The sequence below is a fragment of the Leifsonia sp. NPDC056665 genome, assembly GCF_042791795.1.
GTDB lineage: Bacteria > Actinomycetota > Actinomycetes > Actinomycetales > Microbacteriaceae > Leifsonia.
This window is the reverse complement of sequence record NZ_JBHTXK010000006.1, coordinates 117,788-142,812: the sequence shown is the minus strand read 5'-3', so window position 1 is coordinate 142,812 and position 25,025 is coordinate 117,788. Positions and strand designations below refer to the sequence as shown.

Genomic DNA, 25,025 nt, shown 5'->3' with positions numbered 1-25,025 from the left:
TCTTTGGACAACGAAGAGAAGCTCTACGCCTGGTGTCTCGAGCAGCGTCTCTTGGCCGGTGCCGATGTACTGGAACTGTGGAAGGAAAGATGGCTGGACCGACACGCACCCGGGTGGCAGACCCCCGTCACGCCGCAGGATCTCGCATACGCAGTCACTTCCGACGACCCGAATTTGGTGCGCGCATTCGAGGCGTGGTGGAACGCGAACGAGTGCTCCCCGTTGCGGCTCACAATCGAAGAACTTCGGCTGCGTATCGCTGTAGAAGCAGCTACCCATCAAATGAACGAAGAGTTAGAAGGGCGTGAATCGTCATGACGAAGAACGCAGCTCGAAAGCGGGAAATCCGAGCAATCATGTCCGTTGAAGGCGTGAGCTACACGACTGCGAGTCACATCAATGACATTCGGATGGCGGACCAAAGAGCCAGCGAAGTCTCCGAGGGGACCGAACCGAAGCTAAAGGATGACGCAAAGGGCTGACGCTCGTGCGAGCGAAACCCTAGATCGCTGCCCTCGTCGAGGGCGTCACCGGGAGCGCAATTGAGTGAGCCGGAACTCTTAGACCCCGCTTCCTTTTCGGCATACCAGCAGGGTCGCCTTCAACGCTGGAAAATGAACTGAATCGTGGCCCACTGCACCCTTCGCGCCTTCAAGGTCTACGACCATCGATGAATCTCCGCGGATGGTATCTGTGAACGGAATCGCCGGGTCGATCGTCGGCTGGGATTGATGAGCGTGGTCTTGTTGGCTACGCGGGCCAGGGGAAGATCGGATGTCGAGTCGGTGTAGAGCTCGAATCGGTGGAGGTTGTAGCCGTTGGTCCGCAAGGACTCGACCTTCATTGCTCCCACGTTGTGTACCACTAGATGAGGGGACGCACCGTCAAAACCGAGTTGAGATGCGAGCACGCGCACACCCGGCAGTCCAATCGCGTCTATGTACGCGCGTGCGAGGTGGAACTCGGATGCCGTGGCGACTACGACCTGGTGCTCGGACGCAAGCCGCTTGAGCTCGGCGATCGCCTGGCGATTCGGACTCCCTCGAAGCGCCAGGCGGAGGCCGGTTCGGCGAGCAAGCATGATGTACGAGTCTCGGTCCAGTCCGCGAAGCGCCAGCGAAACGAGCACGCGGTGCAGTCGTGCTCGGCGAAGGCTCGTCCCAGGAAGGATCTGCGCCGCGACGAATAACGGCAACGCTGCGAAAAGGCGGAGCGGGTGTTCGCGAAGGCGTCCGAGGACGAGTGCACCCATCGTGTCGCCGTGAATCAAGACGCCATCTAGGTCGAAGACGCTGAGACGTCGACGAGTATCCACGGCTGACACGATAGCTGCCGTCACAGAACGGCGTCGGCTTCGATCTCGACGGTGAGTTCAGGTGCGGCGAGAGCGCTGACCTGAACGACGGCAGTCACCGGTCGGATGTCGCCGAAAATCTCTCCATGCACGGCGCCAACTGCATCGAAGTCAGCGATGTCGGTCAGGTACACGCGTGTTCGTACGACGTTCTCGTAGTCGGCCCCGGCCTGGTTCAAAGCGGTACGGATTCGGGCGAAGATCTCACGGGCTTGATCGGCCGCGGTATTACCGACTCCCCCAGAGGTGGTTCCGGCAATGAAGATCAGGTTCCCAACCCTGACGGCACGCGAGTACCCGAGGAATGGCTCGCGCGGGGAGCCAGAGGAAATGTTGACCCTGTTCTCAATCGGCATGGTGCCTCTACTTTCTTCGTGGTTATTTGGTGTTGTTCTCAACGTTCGAGTGCGACCGTGATTCGGCCGCGACGCCGGTCGACGCCGTGAAGGATGCTGGATGGGACTCGGAACACGCGTCCGGGCGCGGCTGGCCACCAGAGTCGTTTGCGAGCGACGACGGAGCCCTGCTGTTTTAGGACGACCTTCGGGAAGGCGACGAAACGATCCGTCCACAGCAGCAGCCGGCCGCGTGGTGGTTCGCTGCCGTTCAGGTTGACTCGCGACGGCGAAACCCAGCGCAATGGTGCTTCGGTCCCGACATCCAGCGGCGAGCGGTGGGGAGCCACGCCGGCAAGGTACCGGAGTACGTGATCTGCGACCGCGGCGCCGTCCAGCGCTGCGATGTCTGCAGTGTCGACGGGGTGGAGCATGTTGCCGATTGCAAATAGCCCGGGTCGGGTGGTCTGCAGGGTCTCGTCGACGACGGGTGCCCTGTTCGATGGGTCGACTGGAAGCCCAGCTGACCGGACGAGCTCGTTGTCGGGGATCCAGTCGCCGGTGAGGATGACGGTGTCACATTCGATCAGGTCGCGCTTGCCCGTGTCGAGGTTTTCGATCTCGATTGCCTGCACTTCAGGCTTTCCGATGATGCGGGTGACTTTGGTCCGGGTGGCGATTTTGGTGTTGAAGAAGATCTTTCCCGGCTTGCTGAAGAAGAAGTACGCATCCGGCTTCGGGTATTCGGTGGTCATCAACACCGTTCGGCAGCCGACGTGTTTGAGCGTGAGGGCGGCGGACCAGCTCACAAGCTCGGAGCCGACAATCACCGCGCGTTTTCCCACTTTGTTGTGTTTCAAGTGGACGACGTTTTGAAGGTTGCCTGTGGTGTAGACGCCGTGTCCTCTGTCGCCGGGAATGAGCCTGGCGGGCCGCGGACGTTCGCGAGCGCCGGTCGCGAGGATGACGACACGGGCCTGGATTGTGATCCGTCCCTGCGGGGAGGTGGCGTTGACTGCGAGGTCGCCGGCCCAGTCGGTGACCATCGTGTTGACCATGATTTTGGCGCCGGCTTTGCTGGCGCGCTGGCGCAAGATGTGGGCGTATTTCGGGCCGCTGATGAACTTCCCCATGTCGCGGATTCCATAACCGGGGTGGTCGCTGTGGCGGGGGATGCCGCCGGCTACGCTTTCCCGTTCAACGACGAGGACCTGTCCCTCCACACGAGGCCCCAGTTCAGCGGCCGCCCGAAGACCCGACGGGCCTCCACCGATAATGAGGACGGTGGGAGTGAGGATGTTCTCGCTCATCGACGGGCCTCCAGCGAAGACGTGTTTTGAGTGTTGTTGGCGCTCGCTCCGGAGGTGTCGAACAGTTCTTTGACTTCGGCTCCGCAGAAGAATCCTTGGCAGCGCCCGTTGTGGGCGCGTGTGCGTCGGCCCAGCCCCTCAATGGTCCGTGGCGGGATCGGTGAGGTGAAGGTGTCCCTGATCTCGCCTGCGGTGACTCGTTCGCAGAAGCAGACGATCTTGCCATAGGCGGGGTCTGCGGCGATTCGGGCTGCGTCCTGGTACGGCCGAATGAATGCCTCGCCAATGTTGGGCATGTGTGGGGCCTCAGGGAGGTCTTGGCGAGGCGTCAGCTGAATCGCCCCAGATTCAGTGAGGAGCTCATCGACATACTCTGCGACGGCGATTCCAGACGTCAGCCCGGTGGAGCGGATTCCGCCGACGACGACGTACTGGTTCGCCGTATCGACCTCGATGAGGTAGTCGGGGTGACTGGAAGCCGCGCGAAGTCCAGCGTAGGTGGCCGTGACCTCCTCCTCCAGCAGTTCGGGCATCAAAGTCTTGCCCTTCTCGAGCAGGAACTCGAATCCCTTCTCACTAGTGCTGGTGTCGGTGCGGTCCTGGAGATCCTCGGCTGTTGGGCCGAGCATGACATTGCCGTAGATGGTGGGGCTGACCAGCACACCCTTGCCCCGTGCCGTCGGGACGGGAAGGACGATTTTGTCGACGAGTGGACGGGCCTGCTTGTCGTAGACCAGCAACTCCCCGCGGCGCGGAGTGATCCGGAACCGGTCGTATCCGAACATCTGGTCAATGTAATCCCCGCCGAGCCCCGCCGCGTTGATGACCCATCTTGCTTCGACGGCGCCGCCCGTCGTGTCTAGTCGAGTGATGTATCCGTCGCGGTGGACAGACGTGACTCGGTGGAGCAGTTTCAGGTCGACGCCGCGGAGCACGGCCTCGGTGGCCAGGGCGAGGTTGGTCGTCCAGGTGCAGATGATCGATTCGTCCGGGACCGTGAGTCCACCGACGGCGCCCTTCCCGAGGTGCGGGAGCATGGCGTAAACCTCGGACGCAGAGACGATCTGTGTCTTCTCGTAGCCGTTCTTTGCTGCCTTCTCTTTCAGCGACGGCAGCGCGGCGAGTTGTTCGTCGTCCCAAGCTACGAGGACAGCACCGGTGTGTTCTACCGGGATACCGGTTTCCTTCGCGTATTCGGAGAGCAGTTCGTAGCCGCGGTGAACCATGCGGGACTCGAGTGTTCCCGGTGACGCGTCGAAGCCGGTGTGGAGGATGGCGGTATTCGCCTTGCTGGTACCGTCTCCGACATCGTCTTTCGCGTCGAGCAGTGTCACGCTCAGCGCATAGCCCGCGATACGTCGGGCGATCGCCGATCCGACAATTCCGCCTCCAATCACGGCAACGTCGTAGATCGGATCTGGGTTCGAGTTCATGGGTCTGTAACTCCTTACCGAATGATTTCTGCAGCGGTGGCCCAGCGTCGACGGAACTCGGCCGTCTGCTCTGGTGACCACTTCGGCTCATAGGTGGTGCTCGGCTGCCACGGAACGACCGCGTCGGCCAGGGAGAGTGCGGGGTTGTCGGCAGTGCGAGCTAGTGCCACCGCCCCCAGCGGGGTGGCGTGCTGTGAGGGGTAGACATCGATCGGGACTTGGAGGAGGTCGGCGACCGACTGCATCAGGACTTTGCTCTGCGTCAGCCCTCCGTCCGCCCGGAGACGCTGCAAGGGCGTTCCGGTGTCTTGAGCGACCAGTGCTCCGAGTTCGGCGACCTGAGCGGCGATTCCTTGCAAGACGGCGAGGACGATGTGACCCGGTTCGGTCGAGAGCGACATCCCGGTGATCGAGGCGCGTGCTTGTGGACGCCACCACGGCGCGGCGAGTCCTGCGAACGCTGGAACGCTGAGGACTCCGTCCGCATCGGTGACAGCTACGCGATCGAGGTCGGCGGCATTGTCGATGAACTTCATGCTCTGCAGCCATCGCACTGCCGACGCCGCGGTGTAGACCTGGCCGTCGAAGCAGTACACGAGATGTTCGTTCTCGCTCCACGCTACCGATGCGGAAAGTCCTGCCCGAGACCGGACCGGTGTCGTGCCAACGTTGGCCAGCAGGAACGCGCCCGTACCGAAGGTGCACTTCGCGTCGCCGGCGGTCAAACAGTTCTCAGCGAGCAGGGCGGCCTGCTGGTCGACGATGAGACCACCGACGCCCATCACCCCGCCGAACGCATCCGTGGTCCCGGCCATCGCGTTCGACGGCAAGATGGTTGGAAGCTGTTCGTCACCGAGCTCGAAGATCTCCAGCAGCTCGCGGTCCCAGTCACCGGTATTCAGGTCGGTGACCAAGGATCGGCTGGCCGTGGAGACGTCGGTGACGAACTCTCCTGTGAGCTGGTGGATCAGCCAGGAGTCGGATGTGGTCACCACACCGTCTTTGGTGATGTTCCTGCGGATCCATGCCTGCTTCGGCGCCGAGAAGTAGGGGTCGAGGACAAGCCCCGTGCGCTCGGCGAGCAACTCGGCCTTCGCGCCAAGCTCCCGCGTGATGCTCTCCGCACGGCGATCCTGCCAAACGACCATGTTCGAGAGCGGCTTGCCCGTGTCGGGATCCCACGCGAGAACTGTCTCGCCTTGATTGGCGATCGTGACGACGTCGACGAGAGCTCCTGATTGCGCGACCGCTGCGCGGCCGGCGTTGAGGACAGAATCAAGCAGCTCGTGCGGATCCTGCTCCACAGCGCCGCCGTCGAAGTAACGCGGCCGGACTGGTAGCTCGGCGAGGCCGAGGATACTTCCCTCGCCGTCAACAACGACAGCTTTGGTGCCGGATGTTCCTTGGTCAATTGCGAGGACGGTGGTCATTTCTAGCTTTCTCACTCAGTTTGGCGTCGACTTCGAGTTCTTTATCGATGGAGTGGAGGTCAGGCATGGCGAGTCCAGACGGTCCACCGCGCCGGATCAGGAGGAAGACGAGATAGATCGCTCCCAGAGCCACCATGACGAGCACGTACAGCCAAGCAGTCACGAACGAAGCGTCACGGAAGATCAGGAGCTCGAATACGAGCCAGATCGACGCGAGCACGATGACGGGCACTTCGAACCTTCCGAGGGTGAACCCTTTACTCGGCGGCAGGCTGTTGCGCTTCACGATATAGAGGAGCACGATCGCGGCGTAGATCACGGCTGGCAGTAGCGTCGCGGCGGCAAAGAGGCTGAAGAGCACGTCGCTCTGGTAGGCGAAGATCGCAAGGATCAGCTCGGAGACGACGAACACGAACCCTGTCGCTGCCGTGGGCGTGCCGTACCGCTTCGAGACGGTGCGCCAGGCGCGGTGGCCCGGAAAACGCTCGTCCCGCGACATCGCCCAAACCAGTCGAACACCGGACATCAGGATCACCATGCCGCACGCGAAGATCGCGACCACGACCAGCACGAGCAGGGCTGTACCGACGACGGGGCCGAGGACGCGGTTGATGACGTCCGCGATGGGGGTGCCAGATTTGGCCAGAGCGACGGGGTCACCGGCCAGCAGCGTCACCACGAGGAGGAAGAGGAATCCCAGAATGCCGGATGCGAGGACTGCCTGGTACATGGCTCGCGGAACCACGCGGGCAGGCTGCTTCGTTTCCTCGGCTAGGTTCGCTGCCGACTCGAATCCGACGATGGTGAATGCGCCGAGCAGCGTTCCCATCATCCACGGGCCGACCTTGGTTAGGGTGCCGAAGCTGAAGTAGCCTTCGGCCGGTATCGCTCCGGTGGAGAAGAGGTTGCCCACGTTCAGCTCCTTTGTCACCCATCCGACGATGAAAAGGATGACCACCAGGAGGACCATACCGATCAGCTCAGCCGACACAGCGAAGTTGTTGACTCGTTCGGTCCATTTAGTGGAAAAGGCGACCAGCAGGGCCTGGAACACCAAAACGAAGGCCGTAATCAACCACGAGTTGCCCGCGTTGCCGGTGTAGCCGAACAGGACAGGGAAGATCGTCGACGCAATGGTGTAGTCGACTGCGACGGCGACGATGGCAAGGAACGTGAACGAGATCCAACCCATGATCCAACCGAGGACAGGGTTGGCCAGGCGCGACATCCACTGATACGCGTACCCGGTGACCGGGATTCGGGCGGCGAGTGAGCCGAAGATGAATGCGACCATCAGCTGGCCGACGACGACGATCGGCCATGTCCAGATACCGGCCGGCCCGGATGTGTTCAGCACGGATCCGTAGGTGGTGAAGATGCCTGTGGCGATCGACACGAAAGCGAAGGCGACGGCGAAGGATGCGAATCGACCTGTTCCGCGCTTCAGTTCCTGCTTATAACCGAACTCCGAGATGTTGACGCCAGCAGTTGGTGTAGCTGCGTCGGGTGCGTCCTGTGCCATGCGAAACGTTCTCCTTTGAGCATGCGATGGTGACTGACGAATGGGAAGGTTGACGATTATTGACCGATATTGCCGCTTTTGTTGGATTTATTGTGGAGGATTGTGGGTTTGATGTCAAGCCTTCGATCGGCCGCGCTATGCTGCGCTTATGCTGGCTAGTGAGCGCCACGCACGAATCCTGGACATGCTCCGGGCTGCCCGGACCGTGCGCACAGAGGAGATCGCCGAAGCGCTCTCCGTTTCGATGGAGACTGCACGGCGTGACTTGGTCGCACTTGATCGTCGCGGCGTTCTCAAACGAGTGCACGGCGGTGCTCGCAATATCTCCCTGGTCCCGGTCGGCGACGAGCCCCCGTTTCTTGAGCGGGCGAACACGGCAGGCGCGGCCAAACAGGCGATCGGCGCCCGAGCAGCGGGCCTGATCGTTCCAGGTCAGACGATCATCATCGACGTGGGCACGACCGCTCTTCAGGCGGCGCGTGCAATCCCACTGGATTACAACGGCGTCGTCGCTACCTGTTCGCTTCTCGCGGCAGTCGAACTGGCTGATCGACCGAACCTCGAAGTGCTAGTCGCGGGGGGCCGCGTCCGCGCGGGGGACCTCGCCTTATCGAATGCCCAGACAGTGGATTTCTTTCGCGAGATCCACGCAGACGTTGCGTTCCTCGGTTCAGGCGGTGTAGACGCAGCGGCTGGGTTGACGGACTTCTACCTCGACGAAGCGATGACTCGGCGGGTGATCCTGAAAAACTCGACCGCAAACTTTGTCCTGGCGGACTCGAGTAAATTCGGTCGGGTAGCTCGCCATCACGTTGCCGACCTAGAACAGATCGATGGGCTGATCTCGGACAAGCCGCTGCCCGAGCGAATTCTTGCAGCAATGCGCCCCGAAGCGCGTGACCTCTCGGTTGCCTGACTCAAGCTCTACCGCGCGAGGTATCCTCCGTCGACCTGGAGTTCGACACCCGTGACGAATTGAGCCTCATCGCTGGCGAGGTAGACGACGGCATGAGCGATATCGGCTGGGGTACCGCCTCGCTTCATCGGCGTGGTGGCGATGAAGGTGTCGTTGAGGTCGCTCGCCTGGCCGGCTGTCATAGGCGTTGCAATCCACCCGGGTAGCACGGCGTTTGAACGGATGCCTTCGCCCGCGTAAGTGATGGCAGCGTTGCGGCTGATGCCCAACACCGCGGCTTTGCTCGCCTGGTAGGCCGCAAGGTCCGGAACTGCACGAGCTCCGAACATCGACGAGATGTTCACGATCGCGCCTTTCCCGGCTGAGCGCATCGCCGGGATCACTGCCTTGATACCCAAGTAGGTTCCGAGTTGGTTCACATCGACGATTCGTCGCCATTCGGCACGATCCAGCTCGTCGAGCGGCTTGAACCCAGTGGTTCCGGCATTGTTCACCAGGGTGTCGACGGGGCCGTACTGCACCGATACGGCGGCTACAAGCTGAAACCATTCCTCTTCGTCGGTGACATCGAGATGGCGCTCGAACGCGGTTGGCTCGGTTACCGATACGTCTGCGGCGACCACCTTCGCTCCTTGCCGACGGAACTCCTGAACAATACCGGCGCCGATTCCGCTGGTACCTCCGGTCACGATTGCGACTCTGCCTTGTAGCCTGCTCATCTGCTGCTCTTTCGTCTTCGTTTCGCTGTTCAGACTGAGAGGCCGCCGTCGACGACGATCTCCGCCCCGGTGATGTAGGAGGCACCGGAGGATGCCAGGAAGAGGGTTGCCGACGCCACCTCATCCGGCTCGCCGATCCGATGAAGGAACGTGCGGTCGATGATGTTGTCATTCACGGCGTCCCCGTTCGCATCGGCCATCGCAGTCGCGACAAGGCCGGGGATCACACAATTGACGCGGATGCCGCGGGGCGCGAGCTCGGCAGCGAGCGATTTCGTGATGCCTCTCACCGCCCACTTTGTCCCGGAGTAGGCGACGATCTCGGCGTCGCCCGTAATTCCCGCCGTAGAAGAGATGTTCACGATCGAACTCCCGGGGCTGCGGACGAGGTACTGCAATGAGGCCCTGACCCCTAAAATCACCGCACGCTGGTTCACCCTGTAGAGCAGGTCGACGTCGTCTAGCGGCATCGATTCGACTGCTCCTCGCCGGTAGATGCCCGCGTTGTTTACCAGCAAATCCAGCTTGCCGCTGGTGTCTGCGATGTGCCGTAGTACGGATACCCACCCAGCTTCGTCGGAAATGTCGGCTTGAATTCCGGTGGCGTGTTCTCCGACCGAGGAGGCGGACGTTTCGACGTCGGTCGTGATATCTACGAGCACGACGTGGTATCCCGCGGTATGTAGTGCGCGGGCCGTCGCCAGCCCTTGCCCTGTGGCCGCGCCCGTCACGATCGCGGTGCGGTACTCATTCGATGTCATCGATCGGTCCTCCGATTCTGGCGTCCGTCCGTGAGCTGATCAGTCGTTGAAGTTCGTCCGTGTTCCCGGCAACCGCGTCCTCGCTGAACACAAGCGGGAAGTACGTCCCGGCAGCCCAGAGCTCGGCCAGGTCGGCATAGTGCGGAGAGCGAGGGTCGCCAGACTGACCTGGCGCGTTTGCCGCGAGAGAGCCGTCCCACTCGCCGACGTCCATAACGAGCCGCACAGAGGCGCCGACGGTCTGCCGGTAGTTGGCATCTCGTGCCGTCACGTTGACTGTGTCAGGGCTTCCCGATTTGGGAAGAGGAGCAATGTCCCACTCGGTTGTCCGGCGGATGGGGTGCTTGAAATCGGCGACCTGGAGTTCCCCGAGCTCGCGGTCGGGCTCCTTCGACGCTCGTCGGGCGTACCCGTTCAGGCTGTCGGTCAGCACTGTTACCGCATCGTCTGGATAGTCGTCCAAGCTTCGTAGCAGGTCGATGTCGATGCGCGGGTCCCCGGTGAGCTCTTCCTGCCGGCTCGGCAGCAGGTGTTCGACGGCACGTCCGAGCCTTGCGCTGTCCACCTGCGTCTGCAAAGCCCACTGCAGGAGCGCCGGCCGTAGGTGCTCGCGATACCACAGCTCGAATTCAGCGGCGGGAATGGAGTCGGCGCTCATCTCGAAGTCCCACTCGAGCAGTCTCTGCAGGATGGGCTCGCCTGCCGGGCTCACGGTCGGCTGGTGGCGTCGAAGCGCCCCTACGACCTCGCGTGCGGGAATGCTATGGATGTCGGTTTGGAGTCGGGCGCTGGATTCCACTGTCGATTCGCGTTCGGCCGAAAGCACCTCCGCGATGCGCTGATATCGGTATGGTGCGAACCATTCCGAGGTGATTTCGGGTTCGTTCCACTCGTCCGGGAGGTTCCGTTCGTTCGCGGTTGCGATCCAGCCGGCTTCGGGGTCGAGTTTCGTCGGGAGGTCGTCCGCGGACCAATACCCGTCCCACTCGTAGTGCCCGTCCCCAGGCACCGGCACGGTGCCGTCCCAGTTGGGTCGTTTCGGGAACAGGCCGCGCGGCGCCCACGCAATGTGCCCGTGGATGTCTGCCACTACGTGGTTCACGCTCGGCATGGCCCACGTTCGGACTGCGTCGATGAACTCGGTTGTTGACCGGGCGTTCAGATATTTGAGGCTACCGATGTACGGCGCGGCCCCCGGCTCAAGCCAGGCTGCCCGCAGCGCGTACGCCACATTGTTGGACAGGTCGACGTGGATGACGGGTCCATGAATCGAGTAGCCGAGTTCGATCTCGACATCCTCGCTGTCCCGCACCTTGACCGTCTCGACGATGCGGGTGAATGGTTCCCAACGCCCCTTATAGAGGTAAAGGGAAGGATCGTCGGGGTTGAGTTCGTAGACGTAGAGATCCTCTTGGTCGCTGGGGAAGATCGTCAGTCCGAAGGCGATGTGCTCGTTGTGGCCAAGCGAGACGCCAGGCAGTACCGGCTCTTGCGCCCCGATGACGTCGAACTCCGGGCACGTCAGGTGGATCAGGTAACGCAGCGACGGGAGAGGAAGCGCCCGGTGGGGATCATTTGCCACGATCGGCCGCCCGGAGGCCGTCCGTGTGCCGCTGATGGCCCAGTTGTTGCTCCCTTCTACGGAGGAACGCTTGCCCGGCTCGCCGTCCACCACCACCGGTGAGGTCGCCAGTAGATAGGTGCTGAGAATCTCAACGCTGAACAGATCGACATCGAGCCCCGCCGGAATCGACACGGGGCGAAGCGGTTCCCGCACCTTTCGAAGGTCTTCGACGCCGGGCCCGAAGTCGCGCAGCGTGATGACGCGTTCAACCTCTTGGATCACGTTGTCGAAGAGGCCGTGGGTACGAATTCGGGAAATGTCCGAGCCGTTCCAGTACAGCGGTAGATAGCGGTAGCGGGAGAATTCGGGAGGCAGCAGGACTGGGTCAACATGCGCGGCATCGATGAACGCGTTCACCCCGTCGGCGAAGGCTTCGAGCGCTTCTATGGTTGCGTCTCCGAGGGCCTGCCGCTCCTCGTTCCGGTCTCCTCGGTACAGGAAGAGCCGCGAGGCGCGGTCGCGTTCAGAGAACTGTTCGCCAAACGCCTCCGCGAGGCGTCCGAGTCCGCGCCGGAGCCAGAGATCCATCTGAAAGAGCCGGTCCCGGGCTTGCACCCATCCTTGGGCGCGGAAGGCGTCTGCCGCCGATCCTGCCTTGATATGGGAGACACCCCAGGTGTCTACCCGGATATCGACATCGCCCTCGAGTTCGGGAATGACCCCAACGGTAAGTAGCTGGGCGGGGCTCACCGCTGCTTCCTCCGGACGAGCTGGTCTGCTGCTACTGCGAGGATGACGATGGCACCCTTGACGATCAGCTGGGCGTTGCTGTCGACGGCGAGGCTGTAGAAGATGTTGTCCAGGATGGCCAGCACGAGCAGTCCCACGGCGGTTCGCCAGAGTTTGCCTTCGCCTCCTACGAGCGATGTCCCGCCGATGACGACGATCGCGATGGCATCCAGGGCGACGGTTCCACCCATTGAGCCTTGTCCGGCGCCCTGCTGGGAAGCTGTCATGATTCCCGCAAGAGCGGCGAGGAAGCCGCTGATCACGTAGGTCGAGCCTTGGACCAGGTTCACGCGGATGCCGGAGAGGCGGGCGGCCTCCCGGCTGCCGCCGACAGCGAATATGCCTCGCCCGAAGGTGGTGAAGTTGAGGGCGACGACGCCGGCGGCGAACGTGAGGATCAAGAGCAGGATCGTGTTCGGAATCCCGAACAATGTGCCTGTTCCAAGCCATTGGAACGCGTCGCCGGTGTCGCTGAACGCGGTCGAATTGGTGATGAAGAGCACGGCACCGGAGTAGAGCGAGGACGTGCCGAGGGTGGTGATGAACGGATTGACTTTGAGCACCGTTACACCGAATGCGTTGATCGCTCCGAGCGCGATGCCGCTGATGAGGGCGAGTGCGAAGGCTGCTGGCACTCCGATCTTCGGTGCGAGCGCTGCGGCGATGGTGGCGGCGGTTGCGAAGATCGCCCCTACCGATAGATCAAAGCCTCCGGCGATGATGACCAGTGTCATGCCCACAGCGACCACGCCGAGTGGCGCGTACTGCGACAGCACGATCGAGAGGTTTCCGGGTTCGAGGAACCCGGGGTAGATGATCGTCGCGGCGATGATCAGTACGACGAGCACGCCGAGCATGGAGTATTCCATGATCCGTTCAGGCGAGTGCCAGCTGGGCTTAGCGACTGTTCCCTGCGCCGCGCCAGCCGGACGGAGTTTTGTGTCAGTCACGGTTTTCCTTCGAGCCGAAGGCGACATGCAGGATGTCGCCGGGAGTGGGGTTCTGGGTGTGGAGATCGATCTCAGCGACTGCGCGTCCCTCGCTCATCACGATGACGCGGTCGCTGATTTCCAGGACTTCTTCGATCTCGGAGCTCGTCATGACGACGGCTTTGCCGCTGTCGGCTGCGTTACGCAGCGCATCGAGCACGTCTGATTTGGCGCCGACGTCGATCCCCCGTGTTGGTTCGTCGACGAGAAGTACGGCCGGGTTCCGGTAGAGCCATTTCGCGACGGCGACCTTCTGCTGATTGCCGCCGCTGAGCCAGCCGACGGGATAGTTGCCGACTTCGCGGCTCAGAGACAGCTGCCCGAGCAGTACCTTCGCCGCATTCAGCTGGCGTCGCGTGCTGACGAATCCGAAACGACCCGCGGCGTTGAGGTTTGCAAGGGTCACGTTGTCCGGGACGGACATTCGAAGGAGAAGCCCATCCGACTTGCGTTCCTCGGGAATCAGACCGATCCCGAGTCGCAGACCGGTGCGAACGCGTCGTGGCCAGCTGGCCGGCCGGCCATGAATGCTGATCCTTCCGGTGCTCGATGATTCGGCACCCGCAAGAGAGCGCAGCAGACTTGTTCGTCCGGACCCGACAAGACCGGCGAGGCCGACGACCTCGCCCGCGCGGACGTTGATTGAGACGTTCTCTATCGCGCCGGGGAGAGTGACCTCGTGAGCATCGAGGATGATCTCGCCGCGGTGTGCCCCGCGCTGCTGAGCTCGTTCGGCCGGCTGGTCGCCGGTCATCGCTTCGACGAGAGCGGGGCGAGTCCACTGGGCCGCCGGACCTTCTGCGGTCTTCTGCCCGTTGGTCATGACGGTGATGTCGTCGCTGACTTCCAGAACCTCACCGAGGTTGTGGGTAACGAGGACCATTGTGATGCCTCGACGCTTCAGCTCTCGGACGAGGTCGAGGAAGTGCCGCCGTTCGCGTTCTGACAACGCTGCGGTGGGTTCGTCGAAGAGGATGGCGCGCGCACCGGATTGAATCGCGCGAAGGATTTCGAGGATCTGCGCGTTCGCCACTGTGAGGTTGCGCGCGGGAAGGTTCGGGTCGAAGTCCACCCCGAACTCGGCACAGAGTTCGAGGAAGCGTCGCTTCATCTCCTTCTTCTTCAGCCATCCTCCGCCGGTGAGGTCTTGACCCAGGAACACGTTCTCGGTCGTCGTCATGGCTGGGAGGACGGTCAACTCTTGGTAGACAGCGACGAGGCCAGCTCGTCGTGCGTCGGTGGGACGTGCTGATTTGAGTTCGTGTCCGAAGACGGTGACTGTACCTGATGTTGCTGCGGTGCGTCCGCTCATGATGCCAAGGAGTGTGGACTTCCCTGCACCGTTAGCGCCGACCAAGGAATGGACGGTGCCTGCGCGTACCGTGACGGATACGTCCGACACCACGGTGGACTGACCGTATTGCTTGGTGATGGATGAACAGACGATGGCGTCGCTCATGTGTTCGCCTCTCATGGCCGGTTCGGGTGGCCGCCTGTCGCCAGGCGGCCACCGAATTGGAACTCGGCTGTTAGTACTCGGGCTTCCACTGGTCGACGTTGTCCTTGGTGATCAAGGGCGCGCCTGGGAAGGTCAGAGTGTCGAGCGGGTTGGTGTTGGTGGCAACGGTCTTGCCCTTGAGCTTGTCGACCAAGAGGGCAAGCGACAGTTTGATGTCGGTGTAGGGCATTCCTGGCAGTGCGGCCTTGATCGTTCCGGCTGCGACCTGAGACTTCGTCCACGAGTCGCCATTGCTGTCGTAGACAATGACGCTGTCGGCCTTTCCGGCCTGCTTGACGGCCTGGACGACGCCACGGGTCATGCCGGAATAGTTGCTCGCGATCGCTTTGAGGTCACCGTTTGCGTTGAGGAACGTTTGGGCGGCCTTGTACGCGGCATCCGTGGAGTAGTCCGTGTTTTCGATCGATGCCAGCTTGAAATTGCTGTGTGAGGCGAAGCCAGCCTTTGCTGCAGCGGTAGTGGTGTCGGTCACGAAGTCGAGAGTCGGCCCAGTGATGAGCGAAATCGAGCCCGGGGTCGTGTTGGCGAACATGTAGTTGAACCACTTGTCGTAGCCGCTGCGGTTTTGCTCACCGACGAACCCGACGGTGCCCTTCGTGTAACCGTCGTCCCCGCAGATTGCGGTGATCGCGATGATGATTGGGATGCCGCTCTGCGCGGCCCGCTTGATCCCGTTGCACTGATCGGCAGGCGAAATCGCGTTCACTACCCAGCCGTCGTAGGTCTTACGCTGCTGAGCCAGCTGGAAGGCGGTGTTCTGGTCCTGGGCTTTCCAGTTGGAGGTGATCACCGTGACGTCGACGCCCAGTTCCTTGCCGACCTCGGTGGCTGCCTTCTGCTCCGACTGGAGGTAGGCGTTGCTGTTCGCGGGAATGAAGACGCCGATCTTCAGCTTGTGGTCTTGGCTGGCGCCGGCTCCGGCTCCGCTACACGCGGCCAAAGAGACTGCAACGGCGGCCGCCGCCACAGCGGCGAGCACGCGCTTCTTTGCGCGGGAGGTGAGCTTCATGTTGGTCCTTACTCTTGGGTGGGGGGGTGGGGTGGGGTGGGACAGCTGAGGGAGTTCAATCCGTCCAGTAGGGAAGGAGCGCGCTGAGGTTGGTGAACCAGACGCCCTCGAGGTTTGCCACGTAGCTCAAGAACCGCTCAAACATGAGCAGGTAGTGAGCTCGGCCGATCGCCTGCGGGTGAACGGTGATCGAGACCAGGGCGTTCGGGACACGTTCGTAGGCGAAGTCGATGTGCGCCTTCCACCGTGCGTAAATCGTCTCGGGCGATTCGAAGCCCTGATTGACGCCGGGGATGTGCTCCGTCGCAGGCCAGTCGTCCAGATGCCAGGAGACGGGGAATTCCAGGATCGAACTTGGGGCACCGAAGCTGTTGCCGTGCTCCCGATCGATCGTCACTGGGCGAGGGCGGTAAGGCTCGAAGTCACGTCCCATCAGGGACGAGTCCCAGTCGAAACCGAATTCCTCGAGCAGGTCGAGCGTCTGCTCGGTGAAGTCCCACGCGGGCGAGCGGTAGCCGCGAGGTCGCTTGCCGACGATCCTCTCGTGCTGTTCGATCTGCAATTGAAGAAGTCGACGCTCTTCGGCCGCGTCGATCTTCATGATCGGTTCGTGCCAGCATCCGTGAGCCGAGATCTCGTGTCCGCTTTCAAGCACTGACTCGAATTCAGCCGGGAACGTCGACATCGTGTGGGTGGGGGTAAAGAAGTTGCCGATCACGTCGTGACGAGCTAGGGCACCCAAAAGACGAGGCAGTCCGACGAGCGCATCGAACTCGCCTCGTGACAGGAATCCGGGGCTGGTCTGCCCGAACGTTCCCATCCAGGTCGCGTGCGCGTCGAAGTCGACGCCGATGTTGACAGCTAAGCGTCGTTGGGGAGGCAGTTCCAGTGTCATCGTTGCCACCGTTCTCAGGGTCAGTGGGAGGTCCGCCCTAGTTTGAGCGTTCTTGCCCGAAGCTGTGGGATTTCATCCATTCTTGCCACCTAGGGGTAATCTGTCGAATGACTTTTTGTGTCCCTGGCTATAACATCCAGGAATGGACAGGCGAGCTCTCGAATGCTTCAACACGGTCGCGCGACTTGGAACGGTGAGCGCCGCGGCGGCGGCCCTCTCGGTCACCCAGCCCGCCGTCTCGAAGCAGATCGCCAGACTCGAGAGCGAGTTGGCGGTGCGGTTGTTCCATCGGACCCCGACTGGGATGACGACCACCAGTGCGGGCGAGACGCTCCTAGAGCTTGGAGATGACGTTCTCTCCCGCTTCGAACGCACCGAGGCGGTCATGCGGTCCAGATTTCACGGCAGGCCCTCCTTCCGCGTCGCGTGCCCGCATTCGACCGCTCAGGACGTATTGGCACCATTCATGGCCGATGAGGATCCTCCGATTGTCGACCTCGACATCATGCCGGCCAGCGAGGTAGACGGCGTCCTCGACCGCGAGGCGGACATGGCGGTCAGCTCGCTGGCTCCCCCGGCCCATCGTGGCCAGTTGGCAGTCGCGACGATTCCGATCATGGTTCAGTCACCGCTGGATAGGTCGGGGCCATTTCCGGACTATTCTCGGGGAGACCTCGAACGACTTAGGGACGAGTGGATCATCGTGCCCCGAAGCGGCGTTCAGATCGCAGTGCTGAAGGCAATGGCCATGTTTACGGGTTCACCGCTCGTCCGAGAAGCTTCCACCGGGACTATCGCCCAGGCGCTCGCGGCGAACGGTCACGGCTATGCCCTGGTGACGGAGCCGGTGCGGTACAACCTTCGCGCGGTTCCAGCCTTCGCGAATTCCCTGCCGGTGACGATCGTCCTTTACGCGTCATGGGATGCTCAGCACTACGCTGCAGAAGACCTGTACCGGACAGCGTTGAGTCTGCGTCGTTGGATGAAGGCTCACCCGCCGTGGGGGCAAGTCTTGAGGCATCACGCAGATACGTGAAACGACTATCGACCAGGCTAGGAGACGATCTAGCTTTCGTCCTGCTCCTGAAGGAGCTCGGCGAAGCCGCCGAGAATACGGCCACCGTGGATCCAGTGAGGCCGCGCGATCTGTCTATCTAGTCATCACCGTCACACTTCACCGCGAGGGGGCGGGCCGCGCGCCCGCTCCCTTCGCTGGCGTTAAGGGAAGACGTCGGTGTGACCCGGCGTGATCGTGGTTGCGCTGCTCACAGTCTTCTTGCTGCCCTCGCAATATGGCTACTGCGTCGATGGGGGTTGCGAAGGTCCCTAGTCCCGGGCGATGGATCTCTTCACGAACTCCACGTCGGTCATCACTCGCTCCGAAAGGCATGAGGTCGGACGGGCGCGGACACAACGCCGGTGACAGCAGCACAAGAGATTTAGCGACACGACAACGGCTGGTTTCGCGATCCGTTGGCTCCGGCGTTCCCCCTCGATGGAGTGCTGAGGATTGTTACGCGGGTGGGCTGGCGTAGGAATCAGGCAGGCGATCTCAGGTTGCGCAACACATGGTTGACGTATCGTCCCCTCTTCTATCGGCGCTGCCTGGGCCTGCTTCGGTCCGCCAGGTCGTCCAAGTTCCACTGACCTTCGCCGACGGCTACTCCACCGTCGCCGACATCCACACCTTTACCGACCTTACCGATGGCACGGAGCACCTGCTCCTCGGCCTTGGGCCGTGGCGGATGGCGCTCCAACGGTCGAGAAATGGGGGCCACGCGCCTCTTGTTCGCCCGCACAGCGAGTGCCTGACTGGCGACGTATTCGGCTCCCAACGATGCGATTGCGGTCCGCAGCTACGCGAAGCCGTTGAACGGATCAGCGAGCAGGGTGGGTTCCTCCTCTACCTTCGGCAGGAAGGTCGAGGGATCGGGCTGTACACGAAACTAGACGCGTACGCGTTACAAGATGCGGGGCTGGACACGTACGAGGCGAATATCGCACTCGGTCATGGCGCTGATGAGCGGGATTACTCCGCCGCTGCGCAGATGCTCGCAGCGTTGCACGCGACTCGCATCCGTCTCCTGAGCAACAACCCGGACAAGGCTGCTCAACTCACGGCGTTGGGAGTCGAAGTTGAGGCGGTGGTAGCAACAGGGACACACCTGTCGCCGGCAAACGCCAAGTATCTGCTTGCCAAGCGAGACAAGACGTCGCACACGATTGACATTCCTGCCTAGATGCTGCTCGCGGCGGAGGCGAAGGGCGGGCTGGCCCTGCGGAGCAGCCCGCCCTTCACCTGACTGCTAGTTGAAGATATCCACGCTGTCCAGGGCAATTGTTGTGCCGCTGCTGGCGCTGTTCTTCGCCCCAGTCACCGTGATCGTGACGGTGTGGCTCCCCGACGTGAGTGCTCCGCTCGCCCAGACGACTCCGCTGCCGAGCCGCGACGACGCGTAATCGTCCACGGTCACCGGTGTGCCGCCGTCGACCGAGATCGTCATTATGCCCTGGTCGACGTCCTGCACAGCGTGGACAGCGACCTGGGTGCCGGTGAAGGTGAGGCTGGCGGTGTCGCCGCCGTGCGGATCCCACTGAGCGGTGCCGAGATACATGTCGGCGACGCCGGGGGTGTTGCCCCATCCGGAACCTGCGTAGGTGAGATGGGTTCCGGTGGTGGCGTTCGCGTCGATGCGGGTCGCGGAGGTGACGTCGGCTCGATCGATGGCGATGTTGTACCCGCTACTAGCCGCGTTCTTCGTTCCCGTATTGGTGACGACGAGCACGTGCGGGCCGGGGTCGAGGACGGGCGACGTCCACACCACTCCCGATGCGTTGCGCGTCGCGGAGTAGTTATCGACAACCGTGGGCACAGACCCGTCGACGGACACCGACATCTTCGCCTGGTCGACATCCTTGACGGCGCGGAGGGCGACCTGGTTGCCGGTGAAATGGAGCACGGCGGTGGATCCACCAGTGAAGCTCCAGTTCGCGGTTCCGTTGTACATGTCGGAGACACCTCCGGTGACGCCCCAGCCGGCGCCGTACTGGAAGTAGTTCGCGGCCGCGCTAGTGGCGTTCCCGTCGATGATGGTCGTCCCGGTTGTCACCGGGGTGATGGTGACGAAGTATGCGTCGTTCGCCTGCGCCCAGGTGATCGGAACGGTGACACCACTGGTGCCGGAGGAAATCACCTGCGTGCTGACGACAGTCGGCTGGGCCAGCGGGTTGCTGTCGGGGATCCGCTGGATGGACAGCAGCGCTCCGGAGGAGCCGAACACCCAGCTCGTCGACGAGAGACCGTTAACGTTGAGTGTGAGCGCTCCGCTGTTCGCGGCGGAGTCACCGAGCAGGATCGCGACGCGGCCACGGGTCTGGTCGACACCCGCGACCGCTCCGGTAGTGCCGCTGGAGGTGACTGCCGCGAGGCTGCCGGTGACGTCGGCGTAGTCCTTGTAGACCCACCATTGCCCGGTCGGTCGCCAGGTGCCAGAGCCGTCCTGGACGAGCGTGGAGTCGAGGCTGCCGACCATGCAGCAGTTGCTCCAGATCGCGTGGTCGGCGTAACTGATGCCGGAACCAGCGAGCTTCGTCAGGTACGACGCCTCCATGCCTGCGTTCTGCTCCGAGGAGCCGAGGTATTCGTTCATCGCGGTCTGCACGCCCGTGATGCCGGCGGAGCTCAGGTCACCCTTCACCGTCGCGACGTCCGCGGCCGGGTTCCCGCTGAAGTGCCAGTTGACGTAGTTCGGAACGGTGCCTGCAGTTTTCACGTGCGAGAGGAACGACGTGATGTACGTGTTGTTGAAGTTGGAGACGCTGGGTCCGACGATGACGGCCGACGGTTGGAGGCCGCGGATAGTGGTGTACGCGGAGTCCCACATCTGGAAGTACTGGGTTCCGGCGTACCCGGCCGGCCAGAAGAAGCTGCTGTCCGGCTCGTTCCAAATGTCGTACCGCACGGTGACGCCTGCAGCGTTGATATCACCGACCAAGTGCTGGAGGAAGGAAACCCAGTTGCTGCAATCGCCACCGGCGCACGGGAACGCCTTTGAGCCAGGTGGGAAGGTGCCATCGTAGGCGGCGAAGACGTCGCTGACGAGGAGGTCGTACACGCCCGGGGTCGGCTGCTGGTTCAACCGCCTGGCCTGTGCGATCACCGAGTTCACGCGGGCGGTGTAGCCGCTACCCGCTGCGTAGCCGTCGCCGACCCAGCCGGCGCCGGGGATGTCGGAGCCTCCGCCGCGTGCGGCGTTGACGGCGAGTGGGGTCAGCAGGTTGTCCGCCGGCGCGGTTCCGTCTTGGGACATCCCGTAGAGGAACCCCGCACCGACCCCGGTCGCTGTGCCCGAGGTCGATGCGAGGTTGACTGTGACGGTCTGGCTGGTCGCCAGCGCCGGTGCGCTCTGGGTGAGCGCTCCTCCTACAAGTAGGAGGCTTGCTGCGAGTGTCAGGGAGCTGCGAAGCCGCTTCGCTCCGACACGTCGTCGTGTCGCTACCATTTCTTCCCTTTCCTGTGCGCTCGACCGGGCGGCCGAGGCGTGGCGACGCAGCAGACCGCCCTGCAGCGGCCTCGCTACGCCAGACTCGGGTCCGGCTCCTGCACGAGAGATTCGCGGCCGGAGGCCTGGAGGGGTACGACCGCACCATCACGGGTGAACACCGGAATGCGGTCGATCGGAGCGTCGACAAGGACGGTCTGCCCCCCGGGGAGGCTCTGGCCGGTCCACGCGTCGGTCCAGGTGCTGCCGGCTGGGAGGTAGACCTCACGTGCGGTCTGCCCCGGCTTCAGGACGGGCGCGACCAGGATGTCGGGGCCGAATAGGAACTGGTCCTCTACCCGCCACGCGCCGGCGTCGTCCGGGAAGTCGACGAACAATGGCCGCATGGGGGGCAGCCCGGTTTCCGATGCGATCGTCATCTGACGGTGGACGTAGGGCCGGAGCCGCTCGCGCAGCCGGATAGTGTCGGCGATGATCTCGTACGCCTGCTCACCGTATGACCACGGTTCGTTCGGGCCGCCGCTGGCAGCGTAGCCGTCAGAGTTACGAGGGGCCCGGTCGCCGTGGAGGCGGAAGATCGGACAGAAGACGCCGTACTGGAACCAGCGGATTACGAGCTCCTGGTAGGCGGGGTCGGAGGCGTCGCCGCCGTGGAAGCCGCCGATGTCGGTCGTCCACCACGGAATGCCGGAGATCGCGATGTTCAGGCCGGCGCGCACCTGCGTGGAAAGCGACTCCCAAGTGGCCGGGATGTCGCCGGACCAGACCGCTGTGCCGTACTTCTGCGCCCCGGCCCACGCGGAACGGGAGAACAGCACGGTCTGCGGAAGCCCGTCGTGCGCCATTCCTTCCGCGAACAGGCGGGCGTTCTCGCGCGGGTAGATGTTGGCGACCTGAGCCCCGGGACCGGCGTAGAAGGAGAGGTTCTCCGGGTGGAAGGGGCTCAGCTCAGGCTCGGAGGCGTCCAGCCACCAGATGCCGATCCCGTGCGAGACGTAGTTGCGCCGGATCAGGCTCCAGACGAACTCCCGGGTCCGCGGATTAGTGGGGTCGTAGAAGCTGACCGGCATTGCCAGCGGCATTCCCTTGTCGCGGGCGGCCTGGTGGACCTCGATGCCCTGGTCGCTGGCGACGAGGAGGCCGTCGTCGCGGAACCGTAGGAAGTTCTCGGACAGCGGCGACACGGTGGGCCACACCGACACCATCAGTTCAACGCCGAGCTCGCGCAGCTCGGCCACCATCGCGGACGGGTCGGGCCATTCATCGGCGTCGAAGCGATAGTCGCCCATCGCCGACCAGTGGAAGTAGTCGGAGACGATCACCGACAGCGGCAGGTCGCGGCGCGCGAACTCGCGGGCGACCTCGAGCAGCTCCTCCTGGGTGCGGTAGCGCAGCTTCGACTGCCAGAACCCGCTGGCCCACGCAGGAAACTCGGGCACGTGTCCTGTGGCGTCAGCGTAGGCGGCGAGGATATCGGCCGGAGTTCCGCCCGCGGTGATCCAGTAGTCGATCTGCCGGGCCTGCCCGACCTGCCACCGGGTACCGTTGGCGGCGAACTCGACCCGGCCGACCGCGGGGAGGTTCCAGAGAAGGCCGTACCCGCGGCTTGAGAGGACGAAGGGGATGTTGACCTCGCCGTTGCGCTGCACTAGGTCCAGGCCGAGGCCCTTGAGGTTCAACCGGCCGTGCGTGCGCTGGCCCATTCCGAAGAGCCGCTCGTCGTCGTAGGCGGCGAACTCCTGATGAAGCTCGTACTGACCGGCACGGTTGCCGACGTAGACCCGGGGGCCGGGCGTCCAGAAGTGCTCACGCTGCTCGCTCAGCAGTTCCCGGCCGGTGACGACGTCGAAGAATGCAAGCTGCACTTCCGGGATCGATTCGGCGCGGTCGAGCGTTGCGACGACACGGATACGTCCCTGGGTCAGCTCGGCACTGTCGCCCTCGATCGTCACCTCCGGCGCGTCGGCCGACGGCGGCTGCTCGAGGGCGCCGTGGTCGGCCGGCTCGATGGAGTGCAGCGCCGCCCGCACCCGGAGGGCGTCGCGCCCCCAGGCCTGGATGCGGATGACTTCGTGCCGGTTGCGGATCTCGAGTCCGTCGTGGAGGCGCTGGAACAGCGTCATGTCGATGATGCCTTTCGAGGTGTTGGGGTGTGCGTCGGGGTGCGGAGCGTCGGCCGTCATTTGACGGCCCCGCCGAGGGCTCCTGCGGAGATGTAGCGCTGCGCGAAGACGAGGAAGATGATCGCCGGGATGGACGCTAGTGTCGCCGTGGCCATCACCGGCGCCCAGCTCTGCACGTTGGCGGCGAGGTAGTTGTAGATGCCGAGGGTGACCGGCCGGACGGTGTCGGAGGTCGTCAGCGTCAACGCGAAGACAAAATCGCTCCAGGCGAAGAGGAAGCTGAATAGCCCGGCGGTGATGATGGCGTTCTTGCTGATCGGTACGACGATCGACCAAAACGCCCGCCAGTGCCCGGCCCCGTCGACGCGGGCGGCCTCCACCAGCGACGGCGGGATGCTCTCCATGAAGGCGCGCAGGATCAGGATCGCGAACGGGATCGAGGTCGTCGTGTCGGCGAGGATCAGCCCGGGGATGGAGTTGAGCAGCCCCAGGTTGTTGTAGATCGAGTAGAGCGCGTTGGCGATCACGATGCCGGGGATCATTTGCGAGATCAGTAGCGCGAGCATGATGACGCTGACCCAGCGGAGGCGGAACTTCGCCATCGCGTACGCGGCCGGCGCCGCCACGACGAGCGTGAAGATCACGGTTCCGATCGCGATGAGCAGGCTCGTGCCCATGTTGCCGAGCTGCTCGGATATCGCCTGCCCATAGGCGGCGAACGTCGGGTTCACCGGAAAGAACGTCGCGTTGACCGCGGCGGCCCCAGATTGCAGGGACGTGTTCGCCATCCAGTAGATCGGGAACAGCATGATCAGCAGGAATACGATCCCGAGGATCGTGTACGGGAGCTTCCTGGCGGTCGTTCGCTTCATCGCTCCGCTCCTATTCATCGATCGGGCGCCGGTTCAGGCGCAGGTAGACGGCGGTGAAGATCAGCGAGATGACGATCAGGATGTTGCTGATCGCAGCTCCGGTGCCGAAGGAGAACAGCACGAACGACTCGTGGTACGAGTTCGTAGCTAGCGTCTGGGTGGCGTTGGCAGGACCTCCACCGGTAAGCCCGAGGATGATGTCGAGCACTTTGAGCGTGTAAACGACCCCGAGTACGAGCACGACACTGACCACCGGACGGAGGTTCGGCCAGGTGATGTTCCAGAACGCCTTCCAACCCGTGGCCCCGTCGAGCGCGGCCGCCTCGTAGAGCTCGTCCGGAATGCCCTGCAGGCCGCCGTAAAGGATGGTCACGTTGAATGGGATTCCCAGCCAGATGTTGACGAGGATCACCGAGACCAGCGCGACATCCGGGCTACTCAACCACGGCACCGCGTGCGGTGTGAGATGGAAGAACAGCAACGTCTGATTGAGGATGCCGCTGTCCTGGTCAAGGATCCACTTCCACACCGCCGTGGAGGCGATCAGCGGGAGCAGCCAGGGAAGCAGCAGGAGTGCCCGCAGAACTCCACTAAGCGGGAAACGGCGGTTGAAGAAGATGGCCAGCGCCATCCCGATCACGAATTGCCCCACGATCGAGCCGATCGTGAACAAGGCGGTGTTGATCAGCGTGGTCGGGAACAGCGAGCTCGTGATGACTGTCACGTAGTTGGCGAAGCCCACCCAGGGGGCCTCGCCGGTGTAGAACGTCTTCGTGGTGTACTCCTGGAAGCTCATCACCACGTTCTGCACGATCGGGTACCCGAAGAAAAGGGCGAGGTACGCCACCGCTGGCAGGATGAAAAGCCACTGGGCGATCCGTTCGCCGCTTGGCCTGCGTCGTCCACTACGAGATGACCCGCTGCCCTGCGCGTGGCCCGGCCTGGCGTCGCTCGCGACATCCAATATCGCCATCTCGGAACTC

The 25,025-nt window shown here is 63.1% G+C and carries 21 protein-coding genes; 4 read left to right on the top strand and 17 right to left on the bottom strand.

Annotation, left to right across the window (positions count from 1 at the left end; all coding sequences use genetic code 11):
• Positions 1-3 precede the first annotated feature (3 nt).
• The gene (locus ACFQ9V_RS08735; protein WP_382458779.1) at positions 4-318 is read left to right on the top strand and encodes a hypothetical protein; all 315 of its coding nucleotides are present in this window, start codon (positions 4-6) and stop codon (positions 316-318) included.
• A gap of 340 nt (positions 319-658) precedes the next feature.
• On the opposite strand, the gene ACFQ9V_RS08730 is transcribed toward ACFQ9V_RS08735, so the two are convergent.
• The 6 genes from ACFQ9V_RS08730 to ACFQ9V_RS08705 are packed head-to-tail and all read right to left on the bottom strand — an operon-like array spanning position 659 to position 7,384.
• On the bottom strand, positions 659-1,315 hold the full coding sequence (locus ACFQ9V_RS08730; protein ID WP_382458778.1) for an HAD family hydrolase: 657 nt from the start codon (positions 1,313-1,315) through the stop codon (positions 659-661).
• A 20-nt stretch (positions 1,316-1,335) separates the two neighbouring features.
• A complete protein-coding gene (locus ACFQ9V_RS08725; RefSeq protein WP_382458777.1) occupies positions 1,336-1,710 on the bottom strand; it encodes a RidA family protein in 375 nt (124 codons plus the stop codon).
• Positions 1,711-1,748: 38 nt separating this feature from the next.
• Positions 1,749-2,999 carry an NAD(P)/FAD-dependent oxidoreductase gene (locus ACFQ9V_RS08720; RefSeq protein WP_382458776.1) on the bottom strand — a complete coding sequence of 417 codons (1,251 nt, stop codon included), beginning with the start codon at positions 2,997-2,999 and terminating at the stop codon, positions 1,749-1,751.
• A complete protein-coding gene (locus ACFQ9V_RS08715; protein WP_382458775.1) occupies positions 2,996-4,432 on the bottom strand; it encodes an NAD(P)/FAD-dependent oxidoreductase in 1,437 nt (478 codons plus the stop codon). The genes ACFQ9V_RS08720 and ACFQ9V_RS08715 overlap by 4 nt, the downstream gene beginning before the upstream one ends.
• 14 nt (positions 4,433-4,446) lie before the next feature.
• Positions 4,447-5,862 carry an FGGY family carbohydrate kinase gene (locus tag ACFQ9V_RS08710; RefSeq protein WP_382458774.1) on the bottom strand — a complete coding sequence of 472 codons (1,416 nt, stop codon included), beginning with the start codon at positions 5,860-5,862 and terminating at the stop codon, positions 4,447-4,449.
• Complete coding sequence (locus tag ACFQ9V_RS08705; RefSeq protein ID WP_382458773.1) at positions 5,840-7,384, bottom strand: amino acid permease; 1,545 nt, start codon at positions 7,382-7,384, stop codon at positions 5,840-5,842. Before ACFQ9V_RS08705 ends, ACFQ9V_RS08710 begins: the two co-directional genes overlap by 23 nt.
• A 148-nt stretch (positions 7,385-7,532) precedes the next feature.
• Here ACFQ9V_RS08705 and ACFQ9V_RS08700 point away from each other — a divergent pair, with 148 nt between their 5' ends.
• The gene (locus ACFQ9V_RS08700) at positions 7,533-8,300 is read left to right on the top strand and encodes a DeoR/GlpR family DNA-binding transcription regulator (protein ID WP_382458772.1); all 768 of its coding nucleotides are present in this window, start codon (positions 7,533-7,535) and stop codon (positions 8,298-8,300) included.
• A gap of 8 nt (positions 8,301-8,308) precedes the next feature.
• Here the strand turns inward: ACFQ9V_RS08700 and ACFQ9V_RS08695 are convergent, their stop codons facing one another.
• The 7 genes from ACFQ9V_RS08695 to ACFQ9V_RS08665 form a co-directional block, all read right to left on the bottom strand.
• The gene (locus tag ACFQ9V_RS08695) at positions 8,309-9,019 is read right to left on the bottom strand and encodes an SDR family NAD(P)-dependent oxidoreductase (RefSeq protein WP_382458771.1); all 711 of its coding nucleotides are present in this window, start codon (positions 9,017-9,019) and stop codon (positions 8,309-8,311) included.
• Positions 9,020-9,048: 29 nt separating this feature from the next.
• Complete coding sequence (locus ACFQ9V_RS08690; protein ID WP_382458770.1) at positions 9,049-9,780, bottom strand: SDR family NAD(P)-dependent oxidoreductase; 732 nt, start codon at positions 9,778-9,780, stop codon at positions 9,049-9,051.
• Positions 9,767-12,094, bottom strand: coding sequence for a penicillin acylase family protein (locus ACFQ9V_RS08685; RefSeq protein ID WP_382458769.1), 2,328 nt, complete (start codon positions 12,092-12,094; stop codon positions 9,767-9,769). Before ACFQ9V_RS08685 ends, ACFQ9V_RS08690 begins: the two co-directional genes overlap by 14 nt.
• Complete coding sequence (locus ACFQ9V_RS08680; protein ID WP_382458768.1) at positions 12,091-13,083, bottom strand: ABC transporter permease; 993 nt, start codon at positions 13,081-13,083, stop codon at positions 12,091-12,093. Before ACFQ9V_RS08680 ends, ACFQ9V_RS08685 begins: the two co-directional genes overlap by 4 nt.
• Complete coding sequence (locus ACFQ9V_RS08675) at positions 13,076-14,581, bottom strand: sugar ABC transporter ATP-binding protein (RefSeq protein WP_382458767.1); 1,506 nt, start codon at positions 14,579-14,581, stop codon at positions 13,076-13,078. Before ACFQ9V_RS08675 ends, ACFQ9V_RS08680 begins: the two co-directional genes overlap by 8 nt.
• 70 nt (positions 14,582-14,651) lie before the next feature.
• On the bottom strand, positions 14,652-15,650 hold the full coding sequence (locus ACFQ9V_RS08670; RefSeq protein WP_382458766.1) for a sugar ABC transporter substrate-binding protein: 999 nt from the start codon (positions 15,648-15,650) through the stop codon (positions 14,652-14,654).
• 55 nt (positions 15,651-15,705) lie between these two features.
• Positions 15,706-16,545: a polysaccharide deacetylase gene (locus tag ACFQ9V_RS08665; protein WP_382458765.1), complete on the bottom strand. Its 840-nt coding sequence runs from the start codon at positions 16,543-16,545 to the stop codon at positions 15,706-15,708.
• A 142-nt stretch (positions 16,546-16,687) separates the two neighbouring features.
• On the opposite strand from ACFQ9V_RS08665, the gene ACFQ9V_RS08660 reads away from it, so the two are divergent.
• Both ACFQ9V_RS08660 and ribA read left to right on the top strand, forming a co-directional pair.
• Positions 16,688-17,581, top strand: a complete 894-nt coding sequence (locus ACFQ9V_RS08660) for a LysR family transcriptional regulator (protein ID WP_382458764.1) — start codon at positions 16,688-16,690, stop codon at positions 17,579-17,581.
• Between the two features lie 532 nt (positions 17,582-18,113).
• A complete protein-coding gene (gene ribA, locus ACFQ9V_RS08655) occupies positions 18,114-18,785 on the top strand; it encodes a GTP cyclohydrolase II (RefSeq protein WP_382458763.1) in 672 nt (223 codons plus the stop codon).
• A gap of 66 nt (positions 18,786-18,851) precedes the next feature.
• On the opposite strand, the gene ACFQ9V_RS08650 is transcribed toward ribA, so the two are convergent.
• The 4 genes from ACFQ9V_RS08650 to ACFQ9V_RS08635 form a co-directional block, all read right to left on the bottom strand.
• Positions 18,852-20,855: a hypothetical protein gene (locus tag ACFQ9V_RS08650; protein ID WP_382458762.1), complete on the bottom strand. Its 2,004-nt coding sequence runs from the start codon at positions 20,853-20,855 to the stop codon at positions 18,852-18,854.
• A 266-nt stretch (positions 20,856-21,121) separates the two neighbouring features.
• Complete coding sequence (locus tag ACFQ9V_RS08645; RefSeq protein WP_382458761.1) at positions 21,122-23,230, bottom strand: TIM-barrel domain-containing protein; 2,109 nt, start codon at positions 23,228-23,230, stop codon at positions 21,122-21,124.
• Complete coding sequence (locus ACFQ9V_RS08640; RefSeq protein ID WP_382458760.1) at positions 23,227-24,042, bottom strand: carbohydrate ABC transporter permease; 816 nt, start codon at positions 24,040-24,042, stop codon at positions 23,227-23,229. The genes ACFQ9V_RS08645 and ACFQ9V_RS08640 overlap by 4 nt, the downstream gene beginning before the upstream one ends.
• Before the next feature lie 10 nt (positions 24,043-24,052).
• Entirely contained in the window at positions 24,053-25,015 is a 963-nt protein-coding gene (locus ACFQ9V_RS08635; RefSeq protein WP_382458759.1) for a carbohydrate ABC transporter permease, read from the bottom strand.
• Positions 25,016-25,025 lie beyond the last annotated feature (10 nt).